The 21,113-nt window shown below is 58.1% G+C and carries 19 protein-coding genes; 12 read left to right on the top strand and 7 right to left on the bottom strand.

The genetic code is table 11. The features are described 5' to 3' along the window. The first annotated feature begins 52 nt into the window (after positions 1-52). Positions 53-1,411, top strand: a complete 1,359-nt coding sequence (gene gorA / locus ACVWXD_RS09260; RefSeq protein ID WP_181643479.1) for a glutathione-disulfide reductase — start codon at positions 53-55, stop codon at positions 1,409-1,411. On the opposite strand, the gene ACVWXD_RS09265 is transcribed toward gorA, so the two are convergent. Further along, positions 1,412-2,419 (bottom strand): DNA-binding protein, encoded by a 1,008-nt coding sequence (locus ACVWXD_RS09265; protein ID WP_181643478.1) that lies wholly within the window; start codon positions 2,417-2,419, stop codon positions 1,412-1,414. A 170-nt stretch (positions 2,420-2,589) separates the two neighbouring features. Here ACVWXD_RS09265 and ACVWXD_RS09270 point away from each other — a divergent pair, with 170 nt between their 5' ends. From ACVWXD_RS09270 to ahpF, 3 genes are all read left to right on the top strand, one after another. Continuing rightward, positions 2,590-3,522 carry a site-specific integrase gene (locus tag ACVWXD_RS09270; RefSeq protein ID WP_260366800.1) on the top strand — a complete coding sequence of 311 codons (933 nt, stop codon included), beginning with the start codon at positions 2,590-2,592 and terminating at the stop codon, positions 3,520-3,522. A gap of 133 nt (positions 3,523-3,655) precedes the next feature. Beyond that, on the top strand, positions 3,656-4,219 hold the full coding sequence (ahpC, locus tag ACVWXD_RS09275; RefSeq protein WP_032885701.1) for an alkyl hydroperoxide reductase subunit C: 564 nt from the start codon (positions 3,656-3,658) through the stop codon (positions 4,217-4,219). Between the two features lie 123 nt (positions 4,220-4,342). Then, positions 4,343-5,908 carry an alkyl hydroperoxide reductase subunit F gene (gene ahpF, locus ACVWXD_RS09280; protein ID WP_032885700.1) on the top strand — a complete coding sequence of 522 codons (1,566 nt, stop codon included), beginning with the start codon at positions 4,343-4,345 and terminating at the stop codon, positions 5,906-5,908. Positions 5,909-5,958: 50 nt separating this feature from the next. Here ahpF and gloA read toward each other — a convergent pair whose 3' ends face one another. Then, positions 5,959-6,480 (bottom strand): lactoylglutathione lyase, encoded by a 522-nt coding sequence (gene gloA, locus ACVWXD_RS09285; protein WP_032885699.1) that lies wholly within the window; start codon positions 6,478-6,480, stop codon positions 5,959-5,961. A 198-nt stretch (positions 6,481-6,678) separates the two neighbouring features. On the opposite strand from gloA, the gene ACVWXD_RS09290 reads away from it, so the two are divergent. Further along, the gene (locus tag ACVWXD_RS09290) at positions 6,679-7,215 is read left to right on the top strand and encodes a DUF4946 domain-containing protein (protein WP_181643477.1); all 537 of its coding nucleotides are present in this window, start codon (positions 6,679-6,681) and stop codon (positions 7,213-7,215) included. Between the two features lie 111 nt (positions 7,216-7,326). On the opposite strand, the gene ACVWXD_RS09295 is transcribed toward ACVWXD_RS09290, so the two are convergent. The 3 genes from ACVWXD_RS09295 to ACVWXD_RS09305 form a co-directional block, all read right to left on the bottom strand. Then, on the bottom strand, positions 7,327-7,692 hold the full coding sequence (locus ACVWXD_RS09295) for a histone-like nucleoid-structuring protein, MvaT/MvaU family (RefSeq protein WP_032885697.1): 366 nt from the start codon (positions 7,690-7,692) through the stop codon (positions 7,327-7,329). A gap of 198 nt (positions 7,693-7,890) precedes the next feature. Beyond that, positions 7,891-9,432, bottom strand: a complete 1,542-nt coding sequence (locus ACVWXD_RS09300; RefSeq protein WP_181643476.1) for an EAL domain-containing protein — start codon at positions 9,430-9,432, stop codon at positions 7,891-7,893. 52 nt (positions 9,433-9,484) lie between these two features. Beyond that, on the bottom strand, positions 9,485-10,390 hold the full coding sequence (locus ACVWXD_RS09305; protein WP_181643475.1) for a LysR family transcriptional regulator: 906 nt from the start codon (positions 10,388-10,390) through the stop codon (positions 9,485-9,487). Positions 10,391-10,466: 76 nt separating this feature from the next. Between ACVWXD_RS09305 and ACVWXD_RS09310 the strand changes: the two genes are divergently transcribed. The 7 genes from ACVWXD_RS09310 (at position 10,467) to ACVWXD_RS09340 (ending at position 18,989) form a co-directional block, all read left to right on the top strand. Further along, entirely contained in the window at positions 10,467-11,390 is a 924-nt protein-coding gene (locus tag ACVWXD_RS09310) for a DMT family transporter (RefSeq protein ID WP_181643474.1), read from the top strand. A gap of 247 nt (positions 11,391-11,637) precedes the next feature. Beyond that, positions 11,638-12,714 (top strand): 4-hydroxyphenylpyruvate dioxygenase, encoded by a 1,077-nt coding sequence (gene hppD, locus ACVWXD_RS09315; RefSeq protein WP_032885693.1) that lies wholly within the window; start codon positions 11,638-11,640, stop codon positions 12,712-12,714. 233 nt (positions 12,715-12,947) lie between these two features. Beyond that, positions 12,948-13,511, top strand: a complete 564-nt coding sequence (locus ACVWXD_RS09320; RefSeq protein ID WP_032885692.1) for a fimbrial protein — start codon at positions 12,948-12,950, stop codon at positions 13,509-13,511. Between the two features lie 108 nt (positions 13,512-13,619). After that, complete coding sequence (locus tag ACVWXD_RS09325; RefSeq protein WP_241089565.1) at positions 13,620-14,396, top strand: fimbrial biogenesis chaperone; 777 nt, start codon at positions 13,620-13,622, stop codon at positions 14,394-14,396. A 152-nt stretch (positions 14,397-14,548) separates the two neighbouring features. Continuing rightward, positions 14,549-17,149 (top strand): fimbria/pilus outer membrane usher protein, encoded by a 2,601-nt coding sequence (locus tag ACVWXD_RS09330; protein ID WP_242461435.1) that lies wholly within the window; start codon positions 14,549-14,551, stop codon positions 17,147-17,149. A gap of 44 nt (positions 17,150-17,193) precedes the next feature. Then, positions 17,194-18,243, top strand: a complete 1,050-nt coding sequence (locus ACVWXD_RS09335; protein ID WP_122680968.1) for a fimbrial protein — start codon at positions 17,194-17,196, stop codon at positions 18,241-18,243. Continuing rightward, positions 18,240-18,989, top strand: coding sequence for a fimbrial biogenesis chaperone (locus ACVWXD_RS09340; RefSeq protein ID WP_181643472.1), 750 nt, complete (start codon positions 18,240-18,242; stop codon positions 18,987-18,989). The genes ACVWXD_RS09335 and ACVWXD_RS09340 overlap by 4 nt, the downstream gene beginning before the upstream one ends. 7 nt (positions 18,990-18,996) lie before the next feature. Here ACVWXD_RS09340 and rarD read toward each other — a convergent pair whose 3' ends face one another. Together rarD and ACVWXD_RS09350 are read right to left on the bottom strand one after the other, a co-directional pair. Then, on the bottom strand, positions 18,997-19,878 hold the full coding sequence (gene rarD / locus ACVWXD_RS09345; protein WP_032885747.1) for an EamA family transporter RarD: 882 nt from the start codon (positions 19,876-19,878) through the stop codon (positions 18,997-18,999). Between the two features lie 220 nt (positions 19,879-20,098). Beyond that, the gene (locus ACVWXD_RS09350) at positions 20,099-21,109 is read right to left on the bottom strand and encodes an aldo/keto reductase (RefSeq protein ID WP_457370886.1); all 1,011 of its coding nucleotides are present in this window, start codon (positions 21,107-21,109) and stop codon (positions 20,099-20,101) included. Positions 21,110-21,113: the final 4 nt, after the last annotated feature.

Here is a 21,113-nt window from a genome sequence, read left to right on the forward strand (position 1 = left end):
TTTTTCAGCCCCATGTAAGTCGGTATGCTGATGTCCTGCCGAGGAGAGTGAAATGGCCTACGATTTTGATCTGTATGTGATTGGCGCCGGTTCCGGCGGTGTTCGTGCGGCGCGCTTTGCTGCGGGCTTTGGCGCCAAGGTAGCCGTGGCGGAAAGCCGTTATTTGGGCGGCACCTGCGTTAACGTGGGCTGCGTACCTAAGAAGCTGTTGGTGTACGGCGCGCATTTTGCCGAAGACTTCGAGCAGGCCAGTGGCTTTGGCTGGTCCCTTGGGGAGGCGAATTTTGATTGGGCGACGCTGATCGCCAACAAGGATCGCGAGATCAACCGCCTCAATGGCATCTACCGCAACTTGCTGGTCAACAGTGGCGTGACCCTGCATGAAGGGCATGCGCGCTTGGTTGATCCACATCAAGTGGAGATCAATGGCGAGCGTTTCACCGCCAAACACATCCTGATCGCAACTGGCGGCTGGCCGCAGATTCCGGATATTCCAGGGCGTGAGCACGCCATCGGCTCCAACGAGGCGTTCTTCCTTAAAGAGCTGCCCAAGCGCGTGCTGGTGGTTGGTGGTGGTTATATCGCCGTTGAGTTCGCGGGTATTTTCCATGGGCTGGGTGCTAAGACGTCGCTGCTGTATCGCGGCGATCTGTTCCTGCGTGGTTTTGATGGTGCGGTGCGCAAGCACCTGCAGGAAGAGCTGACCAAGCGTGGCCTGGACCTGCAATTCAATGCCGATATCGAACGCATTGAAAAACAAGTCGACGGTAGTCTTAAGGCCACCCTGAAGGACGGTCGTGTGCTGGAAGCTGATTGCGTCTTCTACGCCACGGGCCGGCGTCCGATGCTGGATAACCTGGGGCTGGAAAACACAGGCGTCGAGTTGGATGAGCGTGGCTTTGTTCAGGTCAATGACCTGTACGAAACTACCGAAGCGTCAATCCTGGCTATCGGTGATGTGATCGGTCGCGTGCAGCTGACGCCGGTGGCGCTGGCTGAAGGCATGGCCGTGGCGCGTCGTTTGTTCAAACCTGAGCAATATCGCCCGGTGGATTACGCAATGATTCCGACGGCGGTATTCAGCTTGCCGAATATCGGCACTGTCGGCTTGACGGAAGAAGAGGCGAAAAAGAACGGCCATAAGGTGCAGATCTTCGAAAGCCGTTTCCGGCCAATGAAGTTGACCCTAACGGATTGCCAGGAGAAAACCCTGATGAAATTGGTGGTTGATGCCGACACCGACAAGGTGCTGGGTTGCCATATGGTCGGCCCGGACGCCGGTGAGATCGTCCAGGGCCTTGCGATTGCGCTCAAGGCCGGCGCCACCAAGCGTCACTTCGATGAAACCATCGGCGTGCACCCTACGGCGGCGGAAGAGTTCGTCACCATGCGCACGCCTGTGGCGGACTGATCAGGCTTTAGGCGTTGCCTCTGGCGCCGTTGCAACGACGGCCGCCAGTCGCAATGCCTCGATACTGGCCTGAGCCTTGATAAGGTCCAGTTCCAGGGTCTTGTTGGCGTGCTGGTGTTCGGTCAGTGCTTCCTGGCGTGACTGGCTTTCCAGCACGGCTACCCGCAGACGCTCTTGAAGCAGGGCGCGCTCGCTATCTATCTGGTTCATCTGTTCGCTCAGCTTCGCCTGCTGCGCTTGATCTTTGCGGGTTTGCTCCTGCAGCGTCGTCAATTCCTTCGCCGTCACCCGATGCTCGATCAGTAGGCGCTCGTTGTCGCGATGCAGTTGAGTGATCTCATCCTGGCGCACCATAGCGCTTTGTTGGGCCTGGCGCAGTTCCGCCTGTACCTGCTGCAGCTGGCCTTCATGGCGCCGCTGCTCCTGCTCGCGTTGCTCCTTGATTGCATTGCGGTAGTGCTCCAGCGCGTCGCGGGCGTGAAGGTGCTTTTCTTCCAGTGAGCGAATCTGTTCGTCCTTATCGCTAATCCTCAGCTCGTAATCACTGCACGCCTGGCTAAGCCCTGCATTACGGGTTTGCTCGGTCTGAAGGCTGGTACTGGCTGTTTGCAGCGCAGCGCTTTCTTCGGCCAGCGCCGCGGCCTGAATATCGAATTGCTGCTTGAGTTGGCCGTGGGCCTCTTGAAGCGCGTCGAGCTCGGCGAGTAGGGCGGCTTTCTGCTGTTCGAACTGCGCCAAGGCCAGGTCAATCGGCTCTTGAGCCTTCTCCTTTAAGCGCTGAGCCAGTCGCGAAACCAGTTCACCCAACTCGTCGTCAATCGGCGCTTCGGTGATGGTTAGGCGACTTTCGCTGTCGTCCAGCTCCTTCAGGTAGCGATGGATCGTGGTTTTCGAACCGGTATTGCCCATTTCGATGCGTACTGCGTCGATGCTTGGGTTCTCGCCGCGGGCAAGGATCGCCAGGCGTGCCGTTTGAACTACTGCTTTGTTTATGCCGCCGCGAGCCATGGGGTCTCCGTCGATTTAGTATTGTGGTACATGGTATGTATATACGTACTATATCACGAATATAAAGTCCTTAAAAATCAAGCTTTCTCAGATGGGATATTGGCGTATTATCCCGCGTCATAAGCGCTTCACGCGCAGAAACGCATGCCCGCAGTACGAATAGGCCTCCCATGAGCGATCTTGATCGTTATCTCAACGCTGCAACCCGAGACAACACACGCCGTAGCTACCGCGCGGCGATCGAGCACTTTGAAGTCAACTGGGGCGGGTTTCTGCCGGCAACCAGTGACAGCGTGGCGCGCTATCTGGCGGCCCATGCGGGCGTGCTTGCGGTTAACACCCTGAAGCTGAGGCTGTCGGCGCTTGCGCAATGGCACACCAGCCAGGGGTTCCCCGACCCGACCAAAGCCCCCGTGGTGCGCAAAGTGCTCAAGGGGATTCGCGCCGTGCACCCTGTGCAGGAGAAGCAGGCCGAGCCATTGCAGCTCAAGCATTTGGAGCAGGTGGTTGCATCGCTTGATGCTGAAGCGCGGGAGGCCGCCCACGCACACGATCAGCCGCGCTTGCTGCGTGCCAAGCGCGACACCGCGTTAATCCTGCTCGGCTTCTGGCGTGGCTTTCGTAGCGATGAGTTGTGTCGACTGAGCATTGAACATGTTCAGGCCACACCCGGAACCGGCATCAGCCTGTACCTTCCGCGCAGCAAAAGTGACCGCGACAACCTCGGCAAGACCTATCACACGCCTGCGCTGCTGCGCCTGTGCCCCGTTCAGGCCTACAGCGAATGGCTCAGCGCAGCAGCGCTGGTGCGTGGTCCGGTATTCCGGGGCATCGACCGTTGGGGCAACCTGGGCGAGGAGGGCTTGCACCCCAACAGCGTGATCCCGTTGTTGCGTCAGGCGCTGGAGCGCGCAGGCATCGCCGCCGAGCAGTACACCAGCCATTCCCTGCGTCGGGGCTTTGCCACCTGGGCCCATCGCAGCGGCTGGGATTTAAAGTCGTTGATGAGTTACGTCGGCTGGAACGACATGAAATCCGCCATGCGCTATGTTGAAGCGACGCCCTTTCTTGGCATGACATTGGCCACTCAACCGCTGCTTTGAGATTTCTTCTATTAATACAGTCTCCTGATAGGGAAAACCAATCGTCAGCATCAGGTTTGCCAATGAGCCAGCGTCGGAAAGAGTGGGTAGGATTCACCCCATCAACTTCTTAACCCCTGACGGAGAGTCAACGATGCCTATCATCAACAGCCAAGTAAAACCGTTCAAAGCTACCGCGTTCAAAAACGGCAACTTCGTAGACGTGTCTGATGCTGACCTGAAAGGTAAGTGGTCGGTGTTCTTCTTCTACCCAGCCGACTTCACCTTCGTTTGCCCAACCGAGCTGGAAGACCTGGCTGACAACCACGCCGAATTCCAGAAACTGGGCGTCGAAATCTACAGCGTTTCCACCGACACCCATTTTGCCCACGCTGCCTGGCACAACACCTCGCCAGCCATCGGCAAGATCCAATACACCATGATCGGCGACCCAACCCTGACCATCTCCCGCAACTTCGACGTGCTGATCGAAGAAGCTGGCCTGGCAGATCGCGGTACGTTCGTGATCAACCCAGAAGGTCAGATCAAGATCGTTGAACTGAACGACGGTGGTGTTGGCCGTGACGCTTCCGAGCTGCTGCGCAAAATCAAAGCTGCCCAGTACGTCGCTGCCCACCCAGGCGAAGTGTGCCCAGCCAAGTGGAAAGAAGGCGAGGCCACCTTGGCTCCGTCCCTGGACCTGGTCGGCAAGATCTAAGTCTATGAAGCATCAAGGGCGGGTTTCCGCACCTACCAAGTAAGCTGCAACCGCCCTCAAAAACGCCCGGGCGAGATTCGCTCGGGCGTTTTTTTATACCCAGAATTAAAGGAAATCGCCCGTATGTTGGACGCCAATCTTAAAGCTCAGTTGAAGTCATACCTGGAACGGGTCACCCAGCCGATCGAGATCGTCGCCTCCCTCGATGACGGCGCGAAATCCCAGGAAATGCTTGCCCTTCTGCAGGACGTAACCAGCCTCACCACGCTGATCGCCCTGAAAACCGATGGCGATGACGCGCGTAAACCGTCGTTCTCCATCAACCGCCCAGGTGCCGATATCAGCCTGCGTTTCGCCGGCATCCCCATGGGCCATGAATTTACTTCGCTGGTGTTGGCCCTGCTGCAAGTCGGTGGCCACCCGTCGAAGGCCAGTGTCGAAGTGATTGAACAGATTCGCGCCCTTAAAGGTGAGTTCAGCTTCGAGACTTACTTCTCGCTGTCGTGCCAGAACTGCCCGGACGTGGTCCAAGCGCTGAACCTGATGGCCGTTCTCAACCCGAACATCCGTCACGTCGCCATCGACGGTGCGCTGTTCCAGGCTGAAGTCGACGAGCGCCAGATCATGGCGGTGCCAAGTGTGTACCTCAATGGCGTGAACTTCGGCCAGGGCCGCATGGGCCTGGAAGAAATTCTCGCCAAGCTCGACACCAGTGGTATTGAAAAAGCCGCCGAAAAAATCAGCGCCAAAGACGCCTTTGACGTACTCGTCGTCGGCGGTGGTCCAGCCGGTTCAGCGGCCGCGATCTATGCTGCGCGTAAAGGCATCCGCACCGGTGTTGCCGCCGAGCGTTTTGGTGGTCAGGTGCTGGACACCATGTCCATCGAGAACTTCATCTCGGTACAGGAAACCGAGGGGCCGAAACTGGCCAGCGCACTGGAGGCTCATGTGCGTCAGTACGACGTGGATATCATGAACCTACAGCGTGCCAGCAGCCTGGTCCCGGCGAAAAACCCTGGTGACTTGCACGAGATTCGTTTTGAAAGCGGCGCGACGCTCAAGTCAAAGACCGTGATTTTGGCCACTGGCGCCCGCTGGCGTGAAATGGGCGTGCCGGGCGAGCAGGAATACAAAGCCAAAGGCGTATGCTTCTGCCCGCATTGCGATGGTCCGTTGTTCAAAGGCAAGCGTGTGGCAGTGATCGGCGGCGGTAACTCCGGCGTGGAAGCAGCGATCGACTTGGCGGGCATCGTAAGCCACGTAACCTTGCTGGAGTTCGATAGCAAGCTGCGCGCCGATGCGGTGTTGCAGCGCAAGCTTTACAGCCTGCCGAATGTTGACGTGATCACCAGTGCGCTGACCAGTGAAGTCAAAGGCGATGGCCAGAAAGTCACGGGCTTGGCATACAAGGATCGTGACAGCGGCGAGTTCAAGACCATCGACCTGGAAGGTATCTTCGTGCAGATCGGCCTGCTGCCTAACACCGACTGGCTCAAAGGCACCGTAGAGTTGACCCCGCGTGGCGAAATCATCGTTGATGCGCGTGGCGAAACTTCACTGCCCGGAGTGTTTGCCGCGGGTGACGTGACGACCGTGCCGTACAAGCAGATCGTGATTGCAGTAGGCGAGGGCGCCAAGGCTTCCCTGAGTGCTTTTGATCACCTGATCCGCACCTCCGCGCCAGCGTAACTACCCAGCTGCAAATGAAAAACCCCATGATCACTCATGGGGTTTTTTCGTTACAGCGGCGTGGGCTGGATAATCTCGACCCAGTACGCATCCGGGTCCTTGATGAACGCCAGGCTCTTCATGCGGCCATCGGTCAGGCGCTTCTGGAAATCGCAGCCCAGGGCTTCGAAGCGTTCACACGCAGCGACGATATCCGGCACCGCGATGCAGATATGGCCAAAACCACGCGGGTCGGTGTTGCCGTTGTGGTAGGCGAAGTCGGCGTCGTTTTCGGTGCCGTGGTTGTGGGTCAGTTCCAGGATGCCAGGGATCGACTTCATCCACTGGGTGCGCGCGGCGGCGTCGGCCGGGATCTGGGATTTGTCCACCAGGGCCAGGAAATAGAGGCTGAATTCAGCCTCGGGGAAATCACGCTTTTCAACCAGCGAAAAACCCAGTACGCGGGTGTAGAAGTCCAGGGACTTGGTGATGTCCTTGACCCGCAACATGGTGTGGTTGAACACGAAGTTCGTGGTGGCGGTGTCAGGTTGGGCGGTGACGCCCGGGAAAGTGTTCAGTTCGTGCAGGCTCATGGGCCCTCCAGAAAAAAATGGGGCAAACGCGGCTCCAGGTGAGAGGAGCGTTCCCTTGGCTTGCGGCTGGCATCCGTGCAGCCGGGCCATGATACGCAAGGCCCGCCTGCTGCGCCAAATGAAAAAGGTCACGCGGGTCTTGCGATCAGCGGGTAGCGGGCCTCACACTTTGTCGCTTGAACCTTGGGTATCTTTCGCATGACCGAACGTCGTAAACCGCTGTTGAGTGCTGTATGCCTGCTGTTGGCCAGTCCTTTCGTTTCGGCGGCGGATCCGGAAATCCACTGGCCCAGCGGCTGGCAAGTCGAGGAGGTGGTGCGTGATGGTGAAACGCCGGCAACGCCACAGCCGGTTTCGCGTCAGCGTTCAATCAAGAACGATGAAAACGGCAACACGCTGATGGTGATGGAGTTGACGGCAACGCCGACTGAGGCGGGCCATAACGTTAATCTTCAGGGTGTATTGCTGGAAATGCGCAAGTCCATCCAGAAAGATTTTGCCCAGAGCGGTTACCAAAGTGTCTGCAGCAAAATGCACTCGACAACATTGAGTCGGCTTGAGGCCATGGAAACTACCTGTGTGATTACCGAGAATGGACGGCACGTGCTTTCACAAACATTGGTGGGAGCTGTTGATACCGATAAAGCGTATGTTTTCTCATACGCGGGTCAAGCCGATGCTTACGAGGCGAGTAAGGATGAAGTCCGTTCGGTGCGCGACAGCCTCAAACTTTAAGTGCGTGTTGCGCGTCGAATTTGAACAAAATGAAATGTTATTTAAGTTCGGTTTCGAACCCTTGAATAAAAAAGCCCCGCTGACGCGGGGCTCTTTATTAGTGCGGTGTAATCAGCCGCGAAGCCAGGAATCTACAGTGGCGGCGCCGTACTGTTCTTTCCATGCTTTGAGGCCGCGGTGGTTGCCGCCTTTGGTTTCGATAAGCTCGCCGGTGTGCGGGTTGTGGTAGACCTTGACCACGCGCGCACGGCGTTGTTTTGGTGCGTTGGCAGCAGCAGCGCTGGCCTTGCCCGGGTTTGGATCAAGGATCAGGATGATGTCACGCAGGCCTTTGCCGTAGGTTTTCATCAGCCCTTGAAGTTTTTCTTCGAATTCGATTTCTTTCTTCAGGCCAGCATCGTTCTTCAGGGATTCCAGCTGGGCAAGCTGCTCTTGAAGGGCTTTTTCTGCTGCGCGAAATTCGGCGAGTCTGGACAAAATCTGTACTCCAATAGTGTTGTTGGCTGATATCAACTGCAGACAAAGCTATTAGCCAATAGCGTTAAGGCGACTCAAAGAGGACGTCGTCCTGCGAGTTCTGCACAGGCAAGAAAAATTGTAGTAGTTAATCCGCTACGAGTAAATCATGTCTTTTGTCTTACTAACATTATTTCAACGCCGCTAATACGTGGCTATTCAATGGCTGGTCAGGTTTTTAATGAATTCATCGCTGGGTAGTGGCTTTCCAAACAGATAGCCCTGCAGGAAATCCACGCCGTGAGCAGCCAGGTATTCGCATTGTTCGACCGTTTCCACACCTTCAGCAACGACACCCAGATCCAGTTTGCCGGACAACTCTATGATGCTGTCCAGGATATGCCTCGACAGTGCGTCTGCACCGATCATGGCGACAAAACTCTGGTCGATTTTCAAGTAGTCCACATTGAAGTTGCGCAAGTAGCCCAGGCTTGAGTGGCCGGTACCAAAGTCATCGATGGCAATCATGACGCCCAGTTGGTGCAAGGCGTCGAACAGGCGACGGGTGATATCGGTGGGCTCGATCAGCTCGCGCTCGGTCAACTCCAGCACCAAGGTCACCTGGCCCGGTATGAAGGCGGCGAGAAACTCACGGCAATCGTCCACCAGCGTCAGGTCGAGGCAATGGCGGGCGGTGATATTCACGCCGATGTGGAACCCCGGGCAAAACCGTGCCGCATGGGGAGCCAGTTGTACGGCGGTCTGGCGCAGCAGGGCGCGGGTCATCGGCACGATCAGGCCGGAATGTTCGGCCAGAGGGATAAATAGATCAGGCCGTACCAAGCCTTCCTTGGGATGCTGCCAGCGCATGAGCACTTCACAGCCGGCCCATTCGCGGGTGTCGCCGCGTACCACCGGCTGAAAATACGGAATGAACTCATCGGCGCCCAACGCCCGTCGCAGTTCATGGGTCGGTGCCGAGGAGCGTTTTTGCAGCCAATGCGCGAGCAGGCCTGCCATTGCGCCAAAGAACACCACCAGGCTGAACATTGCACGATAGCGCGCCTGCATGTAACGCCAGACCTCGCCGTCCGGCATGCCGGCGTCGACGCTGTAACCATAGCGTTGCGAGGCCAAGTGATGATGGGCTACGGCAAATTTCGGCACTTCCGTGGTATGAACACTGCCGTCGGCAGCCAGCCAGTTGGGCCCCACTTGCAGGACCAGTTGTGCATAGCGGCTGATCAGGCGCAAGGCGTTGGTCAGGTGATAACCGTCAATTGAAGCAAACGCGCCTTGGCCTCCGTCGACCAGTCGGTACACCAGCAGCGCAGTGTCCGGCGTCACCGGGTTGCCATTCATCAACCAAAGCCGACCGTCCACATAGTCGTCGGGGTTTACGGGCGACTCATAGTTGCTGCCGAACAGTGAGCTGCAATAGATATTCTTCTGCCAGGACAACGTCGTGGCGCGCACGAACGGGCGCCTTGTGACCTGCTCGCGCAACGCCAATTGCGTGCCGTTATCGCAGGGCTGGCCTGCCAGCGGCAGCAGGGCCTGCGCGGCGAGGGCGGTGTTATCGAGCATCAGGTCGAATTGGCGCACCGCTTCCTCGGCGGTTTGCGCCGTGCTTTGCTCAAGGGTTCTTTCTGCTTGCCAATACAGGATGGCCAAGCCGAGCAGGATTGGCAGCAGACCGCAGAGGGCGCTGATCGAGTAGCGGACGATTGGCTCTCGCGGGCCTTTGACGGTGAGGGGCATGAGTTGTGCGGCCTGTTGCGGAGTAGGGGATGCGCCGGCAGGCCGGTCAGTATTATTTCGATAATAGATGGCTCGGTGGACAATTGCTTGCCCTACCACCGCGTTGCGCAATCTCGATGAACGCCAGCGTCGCGGGTGATGACTGGCGCCGATCAAGCACTGCCAAGCCAATCTGGCGCGGTACACGAGGGGATAGGGGGCGTTTCACATAGCGCGGGTCGTCCAGCGGTGGCAACGACGCCTCGGCCACGATGCTCAACCCGTCCCCGCGACTGACGGCTTCCAGAGTGCTCAGCAGTTGGGCGCAGCGATACCGCACCTTGGGCCGTAATTGGGCCGCACCGAACAGTCGGGACACCAGTTCCGACGATCCTGCCTCGGTGAGAATAAAAGGGTCGTCACACAGCTCCTGCAGAGTCAGGGCATCGCGATCGGCCAGTGGGTGCTCCGTAGGCAACAACGCGACCATTTGGTCCTCAAACAAGGCGAAGGTGTCGAAGCGCTCCTGCTCCAAGACCACAAAGCCTACATCGATCCGCCGCTCATCCAGCCACTGCAACACTTGCCGGTCAGGGCCTTCATCCACGTGGACCTCAATGCCCGGGTAGGCTGCACGAAACTGGCTGAGGATACCGGGCAGCAGGCGAATCGACGCAGTTGGCCCAAACGAGCCGACGCGCAGGGTGCCGCGCTTCATGCCACGGGCATCTGCGGCTTCCTGTTGCAGCGTGTTGGCCAGGCCGAGCATGGCACGGGCGCGTCCAAGCAATTGCTGGCCGATCTCGCTCGGCTCCACCAGGTTTTGATGGCGCCGGAACAGCTCGACACCGAGCTCTTGCTCCAACGCCTTGATCGCATGGGACACCGCCGACTGGCTGATGCCCAGCCGGTGCGCTGCGCTGGTAAAGCCCTGAAGTTCGGCCACCAGTGAGAAAATTTCCAGTTGGGTCAAGGTCATGAGCAAATACTCATTTTACGATGATTGATCATTAGCAGAAGAATAACCCAGATCTTCCTTCACTTGAGCCAACCCAATGAGCCCCGCTTCGGATCGCCTGACCTATTGCAAACTCGCCGCCGTCACCATGATCTGGGGCGGCACCTTTATCGCTGGTCGTTACCTGGCCGATCAGCTCAATCCGCTGCTGGCCGCGAGCCTGCGTTTTATCCTGGCGAGCCTGGCGTTGTTGCTGTTCATGGCCTTCGCACGCATCCCACTGGCTCGCCCGAGTCTTCGGCAACTTGCGCAACTGGCGGCGCTGGGGTTCTTCGGGATTTTCATCTACAACCTGTGCTTCTTTTATGGGCTGCAGTACATCAATGCGTCGCGGGCGTCATTGATCGTGGCGTTGAACCCGGCGGTGATTGGCCTGGCGTCGTGGTTGTTGTTCAAAGAGCACCTGAATCGCACCAAGGTAATAGGGATTGCATTGTGCGTGGCTGGCGCAGTCGCTGTGATTGTCAGTCGCAACCCTCAGCTGATGCAGGCAGGCGCCCATAGTTGGTGGGGTGACTTGCTGATCCTTGGTTGTGTGGCGGCGTGGGGCGTTTATTCGCTGGCTTCCCGCGGGCTGAACGCAAGCCTGGGGCCATTGCAGACCGTGACGTGGTCGGTATTGCTGGGAACCCTGATGTTGACCGCAACCACAGCGCTGTCAGGAAACTTCACGTTCAAAGAGGTCGCAAGCCTTGGGCCTTCACAGCTGCTGAGCCTGCTGTATTTGGGTGTGCTCGGCTCGGCGCTGGCTTATATCGGTTACTACGACGGCATCCGGCGGATTGGCACGACACGTTCCGGTGTATTTATCGCGCTTAACCCGCTGACCGCAGTGATCTGCGGCGCCTTATTGCTGGGTGAAGCGTTGACCTTGCCCATGCTGATAGGCGGTGCCTTCATTTTGGCTGGCATTTACCTGTGTAACAAACCCCTTGCACGGGCAAGGGCAATAGGGATTTGATGAAGAGTACGGACAAACATCTTTACGCTGTGTAGAATCGATTTACGCATACAAGAATATGGACTTGCGCTCACGCAAGCCTCAGCCGTCAGAGACTGATGTAACCATGAAGCGACTCGGCTCCCCCCTCATCTTTGGTGACTTCCTCGCCCGCAGCGTGCGAGGCCTGTCCTGCGCGCCTCCCTCCCACCTCATCCTTGCTTGCAAATAACCCCTTGCTACCTACAAGAATGATGAGGCACCGACCATGACCGTCCAACACGAAAACCCAATGGGCCTGATGGGCTTTGAATTTATTGAATTCGCATCGCCGACCCCGGGCACCCTGGAGCCGATCTTCGAGATCATGGGCTTCAGCAAAGTCGCGACCCACCGCTCCAAGAACGTGCACCTGTACCGCCAGGGCGAGATCAATCTGATCCTCAACAACGAACCCAACAGCATCGCCTCGTATTTCGCGGCCGAGCATGGCCCGTCAGTCTGCGGCATGGCATTCCGCGTCAAGGACTCGCAACAAGCCTATACCCGCGCACTGGAGTTGGGCGCTCAACCAATCCATATCGAAACCGGGCCGATGGAGCTGAACCTGCCGGCAATCAAAGGCATCGGCGGCGCGCCGTTGTACTTGATCGACCGGTTTGGTGAAGGCAGCTCGATCTATGACATCGACTTCGTCTACCTCGACGGCGTGGAGCGCAACCCACAAGGCGCAGGGCTGAAGGTCATCGACCATCTGACTCATAACGTCTATCGCGGGCGCATGGCTTACTGGGCGAACTTCTACGAGAAGCTGTTCAACTTCCGTGAGGCGCGTTACTTCGATATCAAAGGCGAATACACCGGCTTGACCTCCAAGGCCATGAGCGCGCCGGACGGCATGATCCGCATCCCGCTGAACGAGGAGTCGTCCAAGGGCGCCGGGCAGATCGAAGAGTTCCTGATGCAGTTCAACGGCGAAGGCATCCAGCACGTTGCGTTCCTCACCGACGACCTGGTCAAAACCTGGGACGCGCTGAAGAAGATCGGCATGCGCTTCATGACCGCGCCGCCGGACACCTACTATGAAATGCTCGAAGGCCGCCTGCCGAATCACGGTGAACCGGTGGATCAGTTGCAGGCTCGTGGCATCCTGCTGGACGGCTCATCCATCGAAGGTGACAAGCGCCTGCTGCTGCAAATCTTCTCGGAAACCCTGATGGGCCCGGTGTTTTTCGAGTTCATCCAGCGCAAAGGCGATGATGGGTTTGGCGAGGGCAACTTCAAGGCGTTGTTTGAGTCGATCGAGCGCGATCAAGTCCGCCGTGGCGTATTGACCGCCGACTAGCCATCCAAAGCCTGTCAGGCTTTTCGGGCAATTCAAGAACATGCTCCGTATCGAAAGGTACGGAGCTTTTTTTTTGCCTGCCAAACACGTCAGAAAGGTTTTGCAACAGACAACTCCTTGGGGCTGTGGAACAAAATTTTACGAGACTCCACCCATGGACGTCGCAAGAGCTGATCCTCTCCTGCGTCATAAGTGTGCGTTTCGCGACCCCTAATTTTAAGGAAAGACTGATTATGACAAAACACACTCTGGCGGCTGCAGTGCTGGCTTTGTGCGGCTTCGCTGCCAGCTCCGCTTATGCAGCAGACGGTACCATCACGATCACCGGCTCGGTCAGTGGCACTACCTGCACCATCAGCGGCGGCACCGGAGCCTCGCCAGGTTCAGGTGCCAACTTCCCGGTCGTTCTTGATCGCGTGCAAACCTCGGCCCTCAAGGCCGCAGGCGATACGGCCGGCAGCAAGCGCTACTTTGTCTATGTGGGCGGCTCGGGCGGATGCCCGAACGGTACCAAGGTCGCCGTACGTTACGAGCCGACCAGCCCTGGCATCAACCCGGCAACCGGCAACCTGCGTAATACCGCCACTGCAACACCCGCCTCGCGGGTGGAGGTACAAATTCTCGATGGCGCTTCCAACACGCCAATGGACTTGCGCGTAGGTAATAACTCAACCGTTGCCACCGTGACCAATGGTCTGGCGACCTTACCGTTCTACGCACGCTACATCGCCAATGGCGGAGCGGCAGGCGCGGGCAATGTCACCAGCAGCGTGCAGTACTCGGTCACCTTTCCTTGATGCAGCCGCGCTGATAACCATTGCGTTTGTTGCCTGAGATCCTCGCTCGACCCTGCGGTCGGGCGCAGGACAACTGTTTTCAAGGATTACCCGATGCAGGATTTAATGATGTTCTTAAGTCATCGCGTGGTGTCCGTCGCGCTGAGTCTGGCCTTGTGCATAGCCTCGCATGCGGCGCACGCGGGGGTAGTTATCGACGGTACGCGACAGATTTACCCCGAGCAGCGACGCGAGGTCACCATACGAGTGACCAATGATGACAAACACGCACCCCGTCTGGTCCAGGCGTGGCTGGACGCAGGTGATGCCGAGGCAGCGCCGACACTGAGCGATGTGCCTTTCGTGCTGTCTCCCCCGGTATTTCGCCTGGACGCCGGCAAAAGCCAGTTCATGCGCTTGTCCTACACCAAGGCACCGCTACCTGCGGATAGAGAGTCGCTGTTTTGGTTGAACGTACTTGAAGTGCCGGGCGCCACCAATGAGTTTGATCCCACCCTCGAAGACAGCCAGCGGAATCACTTCAAGTTTGCGTTCCGTATCCGCACCAAGGTGTTTTTTCGCCCGGCGCAGTTATCTGGAACACCCGAGGAGGCGCCAGGGCTGTTGCGCTGGTCCCTGGAGCATGTCGCCCAAGACACCGTGATACAGGTGCACAACCCTTCGGCTTATCACGTCACCTTCAACGACATTTACCTGCTTATGGGCTCCCATCCCGACGCGAAAAAATTGTCACTGCCCGAAGCGATGGTGGAACCGGGAGGCACGTTGAAGTTGCCGGTGCCGAACGCCGCGAAGGTAATACCCGCCGATGCGCGGGTGAATTTCACCTACATCAACGATTTCGGCAGCTTTTCATCGGCGCAGCCTGCTGTATTGCATCGCTGAACGCGTCCCCGGAACGTTGCTGATCGCAAGCAAACGTACATTTCTCAGCGTCCACTGAAGTCATAACTATGCCTAGTCACATCCAAGTACGGGTGCATCGTTGCGCCCCGATTTTGCCATTCCAGCATCGAAAGATGATGTTGGGCGGTTTGATGAGTGCGGCCGTAATCGCAAGCGATTCCGCGCTTGCGTCTGAGTTGAGCTTTGATCTGAACGCATTCTCCAGCGGCCTGGCATCGTCGGTTGACATGTCACGGTTCAATACCGGCAACCAGATGAGTCCTGGCCTATATCGCATAGATATCGTGGTCAACGGCCAGGCTTTGGGGCGCAGGGAGGTGGAGTTCGTCGCGGCCCACGCAAAGACCGGTGCGCAGCCGTGTTTGAGTCGCGAAGTATTGGAAAAAATCGGTATCGCGATGGATAAAGTCGATACCGATACCCGTGGGCGCGAGCTCGCGAACCCTGCCGCAGCCGGCCAGTATTGCGGCGACCTGGGGCAGTGGATTCCGATGGCGTCCAGCTCGTTCGATCCGGGCGCCCTTGAGTTAGCCGCCAGCGTGCCGCAGGCCTACATGAACCGGTCGATGCGCGGCTACATTGACCCCGAGTTGTTGGATGAGGGCATTACCGCCGGGCTGCTCAATTACAACTTCAGTACCAATGCGGTCACCGCTGGTGAAGGCGACGGTCGCACTTACCTGGGCCTCAATGCGGGGATTAATCTGGGCGCCTGGCGCTTGCGGCACCAAGGTGCCCAAGCCTGGAGCAACCGCACAGGGTTTGAGACTTATCAGAACACGTCCACTTATGTGCAGCGCAGCATCATCCCCTGGCAATCACAACTCACTATTGGAGACACCTTCAGCAACGGACAGATTGTCGACGGGGTACGCGTGCGAGGCGTAAGCCTGGCAACCGACGACCGCATGCGTCCGCAGACGCAGCAAGGTTATGCACCGCAGGTACGCGGTGTCGCCGACAGTAATGCAACGGTCACTGTCAGCCAGAACGGGTACACCATTTATGAGACGACAGTCGCGCCTGGCCCTTTTGTCATCAGTGATTTGCATGCCACGGGTTATGGCGGTGATTTGATCGTCAGCGTGACGGAAGTCGACGGGCGCCGAAACACCTTCGTCGTGCCGTACTCGGTGGCCCCGGAATTACTGCGGGCCGACACGACAAAATACAGCGCCACCTTGGGTGAGGTGCAGCAAAAGGGCATCGATGCCAAGGGCGCAAACGTCTTTCAAGGCACTCTCCAACACGGCTTGACCGATGACTTGACGGTGTATGGCGGCGGCAGTCTTTCCAACGGTTATGAGCAGGGCAAGATCGGTATTGCATTGAATACGTCCATCGGTGCTTTCTCGCTGGACGGCGCCACCTCGCATACCAAGGTGGCTGATCATGGACGCCTGTCCGGCCAAAGCCTGGGCGTGGGCTACAACAAAAGTCTGCCCGCCTCGGGTACGCATTTTGCGCTGGGTGCATACCGGTTCTCTACAGAGGGTTACCTGAACCTTCCGGATGCACTGAATGTGCGTGAAATCGCTCGCCAGTCCGGTGATGTCAACGGTTATGCCCGGCAAAAAAGTCGGCTCGACCTGACCATCAGCCAGCAGTTGGGCATAGGCACCTTGAGCCTGTACGGCAGCTCTGTCGACTATTGGGGCGGGCAGGAAGGGCGCCAGGTTTCATTCACCGCCAGTTACGGCTCGACCTGGAACAAGGTCAACTGGAACCTCTCGGCGCAGCGCTCAAGGGTCCAGGACACGCGACAACTGACTCAAAGCGAGCTCAGTGACGATGTGTTTTTCGGGCGTATCGGCCAACCCGGGCGCATCGATAACCGCTACATGCTGACGTTATCGATGCCGCTGGGGAGCGAACCGAGGTCGCCGACCATCAATACTTCGCTGTCTCGGGACAGTGGCGATACACGGGGCAGCCAGCAGCAAGTGGGCATCAACGGCTTCCTGGGCGAGAACGCCGAGTTCGACTACGGTTTTTCCGCCAGCCGCGCGACCAGTGATCAATCGAGTTCCAGGCAACTTAACACCCACGCAGGGTACCGCACCGGTTCTGCCAGCGTGCGTGCAGGCTATGGTCAGAGCCGCGATAGATCCCAGCTTTCATTTGGCGCCGATGGCGGCATCGTCGCTCACGCTGGCGGCGTGACGTTTTCGCAAAGCCTGGGAGAGGCCTCTGCGCTGGTTCATGTGCCGGATGCCGAAGGCGCAGTTTTGGGCCACGACGGTGTTACACGCATCAATAGCAGCGGGTATGCCGTGGTTCCGTCACTCAGGGCATTCCAAAACAATACGGTGAGTGTTGATCCACAAGGCATGTCCATGGACGTGGAGCTTCAAGAGTCGAGCCTGGATATCGTTCCAACCCTCGGTGCAGTGCAATTGGTGGAGTTCAAGACCGTCAGCGGGCGGGCGGTGATCGTCCAGGCCAAACAGCAGAACGGCACGCCGCTGCCATTTGCGGCTCAGGTTCTGGACCAGCAAGGCCGGGAAGTCGGCGTAGTGGGCCAAGCCAGCAAAGCTTTTGTGCGCGATATCCCGGCTGCCGGCACGTTGATCGTCAAATGGGGTGAAAAAATTTCTGAACGATGCGACGTCCACTACCAGATGGCTGCGCATGCCGCGAACAGCCGCCAGCAAGACGTCGACTATCTCCAAGGGTTGTGCGTACCCAGCTCGGTTCGCCAAGTAGCCGGCAGTATTGAACGGCACCCGTGAATATTCGGTGCCACATCTGTGGGGCACCAGCAGAGGACTTTTGAATGAACTTATCTTGGCTTGCTGCCTCGACGTTGGGCGGCTGGATGCTAGCGATGCAAGCGCATGCTTTTTCAGGTGGGGATTGTTATCCGCAAGGGGCAACGGCGATCAACATTGCCCCCATCATCCCCCCGACCAACCCTCAGGTCGGGCAAGTGATCGGTTTGGCGGGAGGCTATCCCTTTAATGCACCGGCAAGTGTCATGCAGTGCCGTTACGACTTCTGGAGCGATTTCCACTGGGTAACTGCGACGATCAACGCGGTCAACTCCAGCTCCACTGGCAGGACATTCAACGCCAACGGTGTGTCCATGCCAGTGTTCGCCACAGGCGTGCCCGGGGTTGGGTTTGCAATGATGGCCCGCGACCCGAATCATGGCTTCGCCGCTGTCGGTCAATCGGCAGCATCACTGCTCAGGGTGAAGTATCCCAAGCCAGTTGTCTGGGGCCTGCAGGGACGGCTTTACCTGGTGGCCACGGGAGGGGCGATTTCTCCGGGGACTGTGCCCACACGCACTGTCGCGCATTACAGGGTGCAAAATACCAATACCTCAGCCCCTGGGTATCATCCGGTCAATATGCAGGCGCTGGTCATTAGCCCACCGCTAAAGCCGACATGCCGGGTTTCGACGCCCTCCATTGCGATGTCTTTGGGAAGCGTACCGGTTACGGCGTTCCGTGGCGTCGGCAGTCATGCCGGCAGCGTAACCCGCAATATCACGCTCTTGTGCGAAGGCGGCACCGGAGGCACGCGTGATGTGTTTATCACCGTCACTGACCATACCACCCGCTCGAATCGCAGCGATGTGCTGTCCCTGACCGCAAGTTCCCAGGCCAAGGGCGTGGCCCTGCAGTTGGTACGCGGCGGCAATATTCTGGTTCGTTACGGTGCGGACTCCTCAAGCGTGGGCAACCCTAATCAATGGCTGGTGGGGACGACGGGCAATGGCACGGTGCAAATTCCGCTGACTGCGCGCTATATCCAGACACAACAGACGATTGCGCCAGGCAGCGCAAATGGCGTGGCAACGTTCACGATGAGTTACCGATGAGCCGGACGTTCCTGCGACGGCTCAACGTGATAGGGCTGCTGATGGCGCTGCAGGCACCTCTGGTCCAAGGCGAAATCGTCATCGACCGTACCCGTGTGATCTATCCGGCTCAAGCCCGCGAAGTAACGGTCAACCTTACCAATGAAACGGATGGCCCGCGGCTGGTCCAGGTATGGATCGACGCCAACGATAGCGAGGCGTCACCTGAAAACAGTGATGTGCCGTTCACTGTCACTCAACCGATTTTCCGCATGGAGGCCGGCAGTGGACGAGCGCTGCGCGTGCTCTATCAATCGTCTTCACACACGAACGAGGACCGGGAATCAGTGTATTGGCTCAACGTGCTTGCGATCAGGCCGACAGGCGAGCCCGCTGTGCAAAATAACCAAGTGAATCTGGCATTTCGTACGCGGGTTAAATTGTTCTTGCGGCCGAACCAACTAGCGGGGACGGCGGCAAGCTCGATTAATGACTTGAAATGGCAACTAGTTACCGGGGATGAGTCGACGCTGCACGTGAATAATCCCGGCGATTACCACGTCACGCTGTCCGGCATCGTTGTGACACGCGAGGGCGTTGAATACCACAGCGAAGACCCGCCGATGATCGCACCACGATCCACCGCCGTCGTGACGATGCCAAGGCTGCCGCACGGCGCGGCGGGGAGCGCAACAGTGCGCTTCACTACACTTGACGATCAAGGTGCAACCCAAACGCATTCGGCGCTGTTGGGCAATTCCAGGTGAAGACGGTTCAAGCCCTGCGCTGGCGTACCAGGTGCTTGAACCCTTCGAACACCAGCACCATGACTGCGATCCAAATCGGGATATAGGTCAGCCATTCGCCGGCCTTGATGCCTTCACCCAGCAGCAAGGCTACGAACAGCAAGAGCACCGGCTCGACATAGCTGAGCAGCCCGAACAGGCTGAACGACAGTAATCGGCTGGCAATGATGTAGCTCACCAATGCAGAGGCGCTGATCAGACCCAGCATGGGAATCAATGCGTAAAGCTTTGGGTGCACATCCATCACCGCAAAACCTTGCTCGCCGCTTTGCACGAACCACCAAGCCACCGGCAGCATCAGCGCCATATCCAGCCAGAGCCCACCCAAGTTATCGGTCTTAAGGTATTTGCGCACGATGAAGTAAAGCGGATAGCCAATGATCACCACCAGCGTTGCCCACGAAAACCCACCGGCTTGGTACAACTCGTTGAGTACCCCAAGGCCGGCAAAGAACACTGCGATCTTTTGCAGATAGGACAGCTGCTCACCCCATACCAGCCGTCCGGTGAGCACCATGGTCAATGGCAGCAGAAAGTAACCCACCGAAACATCCAGGCTGCGCCCGTTCAGTGGTGCCCACATGAACAACCACAGCTGCACGCCCAGCAAGGCCGAAGACAACACGACGCCTGCGATCAATCGAGGCTTTGCCGCCAGTACCTGCAGCAATTCCCAAACACGCCGCCATTCGCCGCTGACGATCATGAACACCGTCATGCACGGCACCGTCAGCAGCATGCGCCAGCCGAAAATCTCCAGACCGCTCAACGGCGTGAGCAACGATGTGAAGTAATACATCACGGCAAACAACACCGAGGCCGAGACCGATAACACAACACCTTTAGACACGCTGTCCTCGCGAAAACCGATTTGTACAAGAGAGGCGGGCATTATGGTGCTTGCGGCGTGAAACGGCTGCTCTGTTTTGGGGCGATTGGTGGGAAATTTTCTCACGCCATAAAATTTCTCCTATCCCGGTGGCGAGCGGGCTTGCCCGTGTTGGGCTGCGATGCAGCCCCGCAACCTCTTTCGGTCAACACCCGCTGCCGCTCGCCCCAACAGCACTCGACTACGAGCGAGCGACGCGCCCCGAGACATAGTGGCTAACATCATTGAACCCTGGGGTGGACGAGTGCCCCGATGTCACCAATGAATCGATAAACGCTTCATCCTCAGCCGTGATCTTCACGTCCAGCGCGCCGGTGTAGGCATCCCACTGGGCCTCGGTACGCGGTCCGACAATCGCCGAACTCACCGCAGAGTTGTTCAATACCCAGGCGATGGCAAACTCGACGATCTCCACACCACGTCCCTGGGTATATTGCTGAATTTGCTGGGCAATGCGCAGCGACTCCACGCGCCATTCGGTTTCCAGGATCCGTTTATCCTGGCGTGCGGCGCGGCTGCCCGGTTCTGGCGTGACATCCGGCGCGTATTTACCGCTGAGCACGCCTCGGGCCAGCGGGCTGTAAGGCACCACGCCCAGGCCATAGGCGGCAGCGGCGGTAATCTGCTCCGCTTCAGCCTGACGGTTGACGATGTTGTACAGCGGTTGGCTGATCACCGGCCTGTCCACGCCCAAACGCTCGGCCACGCGGATCACCTCGGCAATGCGCCAACCGCGGTAGTTGGATAAGCCCCAGTAGCGGATCTTGCCCTGGCGGATCAAATCGCCAATCGCAGAAATCGTGACCTCCAGAGGGGTAGCGTGGTCTTCGCGGTGCAGGTAGTAGATGTCGAGGTAATCGGTGTCGAGTCGGGTCAGGCTGGCGTCGAGCGCATTGAAAATCCGTTTGCGGCTCAAGCCACTGCGGTTGGGCAAACCGTCCGGCGGACCGAAACCGACTTTGCTCGCCACCACCCAATCCTGGCGGTGACGGGCAATGGCTTCGCCGACGAGTTCCTCGGAGCGTCCGCCGGTGTATACGTCGGCCGTGTCGATAAAATTGATGCCCTGATCCCAGGCCTTATCGATGATGCGCAGCGAGTCCTCGGTATTGGTCTGCTCGCCAAACATCATGGTGCCCAGCGTCAAGGCGCTGACCTTCAAACCGGACTGGCCCAATGTGCGGTAAATCATGCAA

The organism is Pseudomonas sp. TE3911, from assembly GCF_054062775.1.

Excerpts from the sequence above, each read along its gene's own strand:
- gorA (WP_181643479.1), top strand. The coding sequence starts at position 53 with ATGGCCTACGATTTTGATCTGTATGTGATTGGCGCCGGTTCCGGCGGT.
- ACVWXD_RS09265 (WP_181643478.1), bottom strand. The coding sequence starts at position 2,419 with ATGGCTCGCGGCGGCATAAACAAAGCAGTAGTTCAAACGGCACGCCTG.
- ACVWXD_RS09270 (WP_260366800.1), top strand. The coding sequence starts at position 2,590 with ATGAGCGATCTTGATCGTTATCTCAACGCTGCAACCCGAGACAACACA.
- ahpC (WP_032885701.1), top strand. The coding sequence starts at position 3,656 with ATGCCTATCATCAACAGCCAAGTAAAACCGTTCAAAGCTACCGCGTTC.
- ahpF (WP_032885700.1), top strand. The coding sequence starts at position 4,343 with ATGTTGGACGCCAATCTTAAAGCTCAGTTGAAGTCATACCTGGAACGG.
- gloA (WP_032885699.1), bottom strand. The coding sequence starts at position 6,480 with ATGAGCCTGCACGAACTGAACACTTTCCCGGGCGTCACCGCCCAACCT.
- ACVWXD_RS09290 (WP_181643477.1), top strand. The coding sequence starts at position 6,679 with ATGACCGAACGTCGTAAACCGCTGTTGAGTGCTGTATGCCTGCTGTTG.
- ACVWXD_RS09300 (WP_181643476.1), bottom strand. The coding sequence starts at position 9,432 with ATGCCCCTCACCGTCAAAGGCCCGCGAGAGCCAATCGTCCGCTACTCG.
- ACVWXD_RS09305 (WP_181643475.1), bottom strand. The coding sequence starts at position 10,390 with ATGACCTTGACCCAACTGGAAATTTTCTCACTGGTGGCCGAACTTCAG.
- ACVWXD_RS09310 (WP_181643474.1), top strand. The coding sequence starts at position 10,467 with ATGAGCCCCGCTTCGGATCGCCTGACCTATTGCAAACTCGCCGCCGTC.
- hppD (WP_032885693.1), top strand. The coding sequence starts at position 11,638 with ATGACCGTCCAACACGAAAACCCAATGGGCCTGATGGGCTTTGAATTT.
- ACVWXD_RS09320 (WP_032885692.1), top strand. The coding sequence starts at position 12,948 with ATGACAAAACACACTCTGGCGGCTGCAGTGCTGGCTTTGTGCGGCTTC.
- ACVWXD_RS09325 (WP_241089565.1), top strand. The coding sequence starts at position 13,620 with ATGTTCTTAAGTCATCGCGTGGTGTCCGTCGCGCTGAGTCTGGCCTTG.
- ACVWXD_RS09330 (WP_242461435.1), top strand. The coding sequence starts at position 14,549 with ATGAGTGCGGCCGTAATCGCAAGCGATTCCGCGCTTGCGTCTGAGTTG.
- ACVWXD_RS09335 (WP_122680968.1), top strand. The coding sequence starts at position 17,194 with ATGAACTTATCTTGGCTTGCTGCCTCGACGTTGGGCGGCTGGATGCTA.
- ACVWXD_RS09340 (WP_181643472.1), top strand. The coding sequence starts at position 18,240 with ATGAGCCGGACGTTCCTGCGACGGCTCAACGTGATAGGGCTGCTGATG.
- ACVWXD_RS09350 (WP_457370886.1), bottom strand. The coding sequence starts at position 21,109 with ATGATTTACCGCACATTGGGCCAGTCCGGTTTGAAGGTCAGCGCCTTG.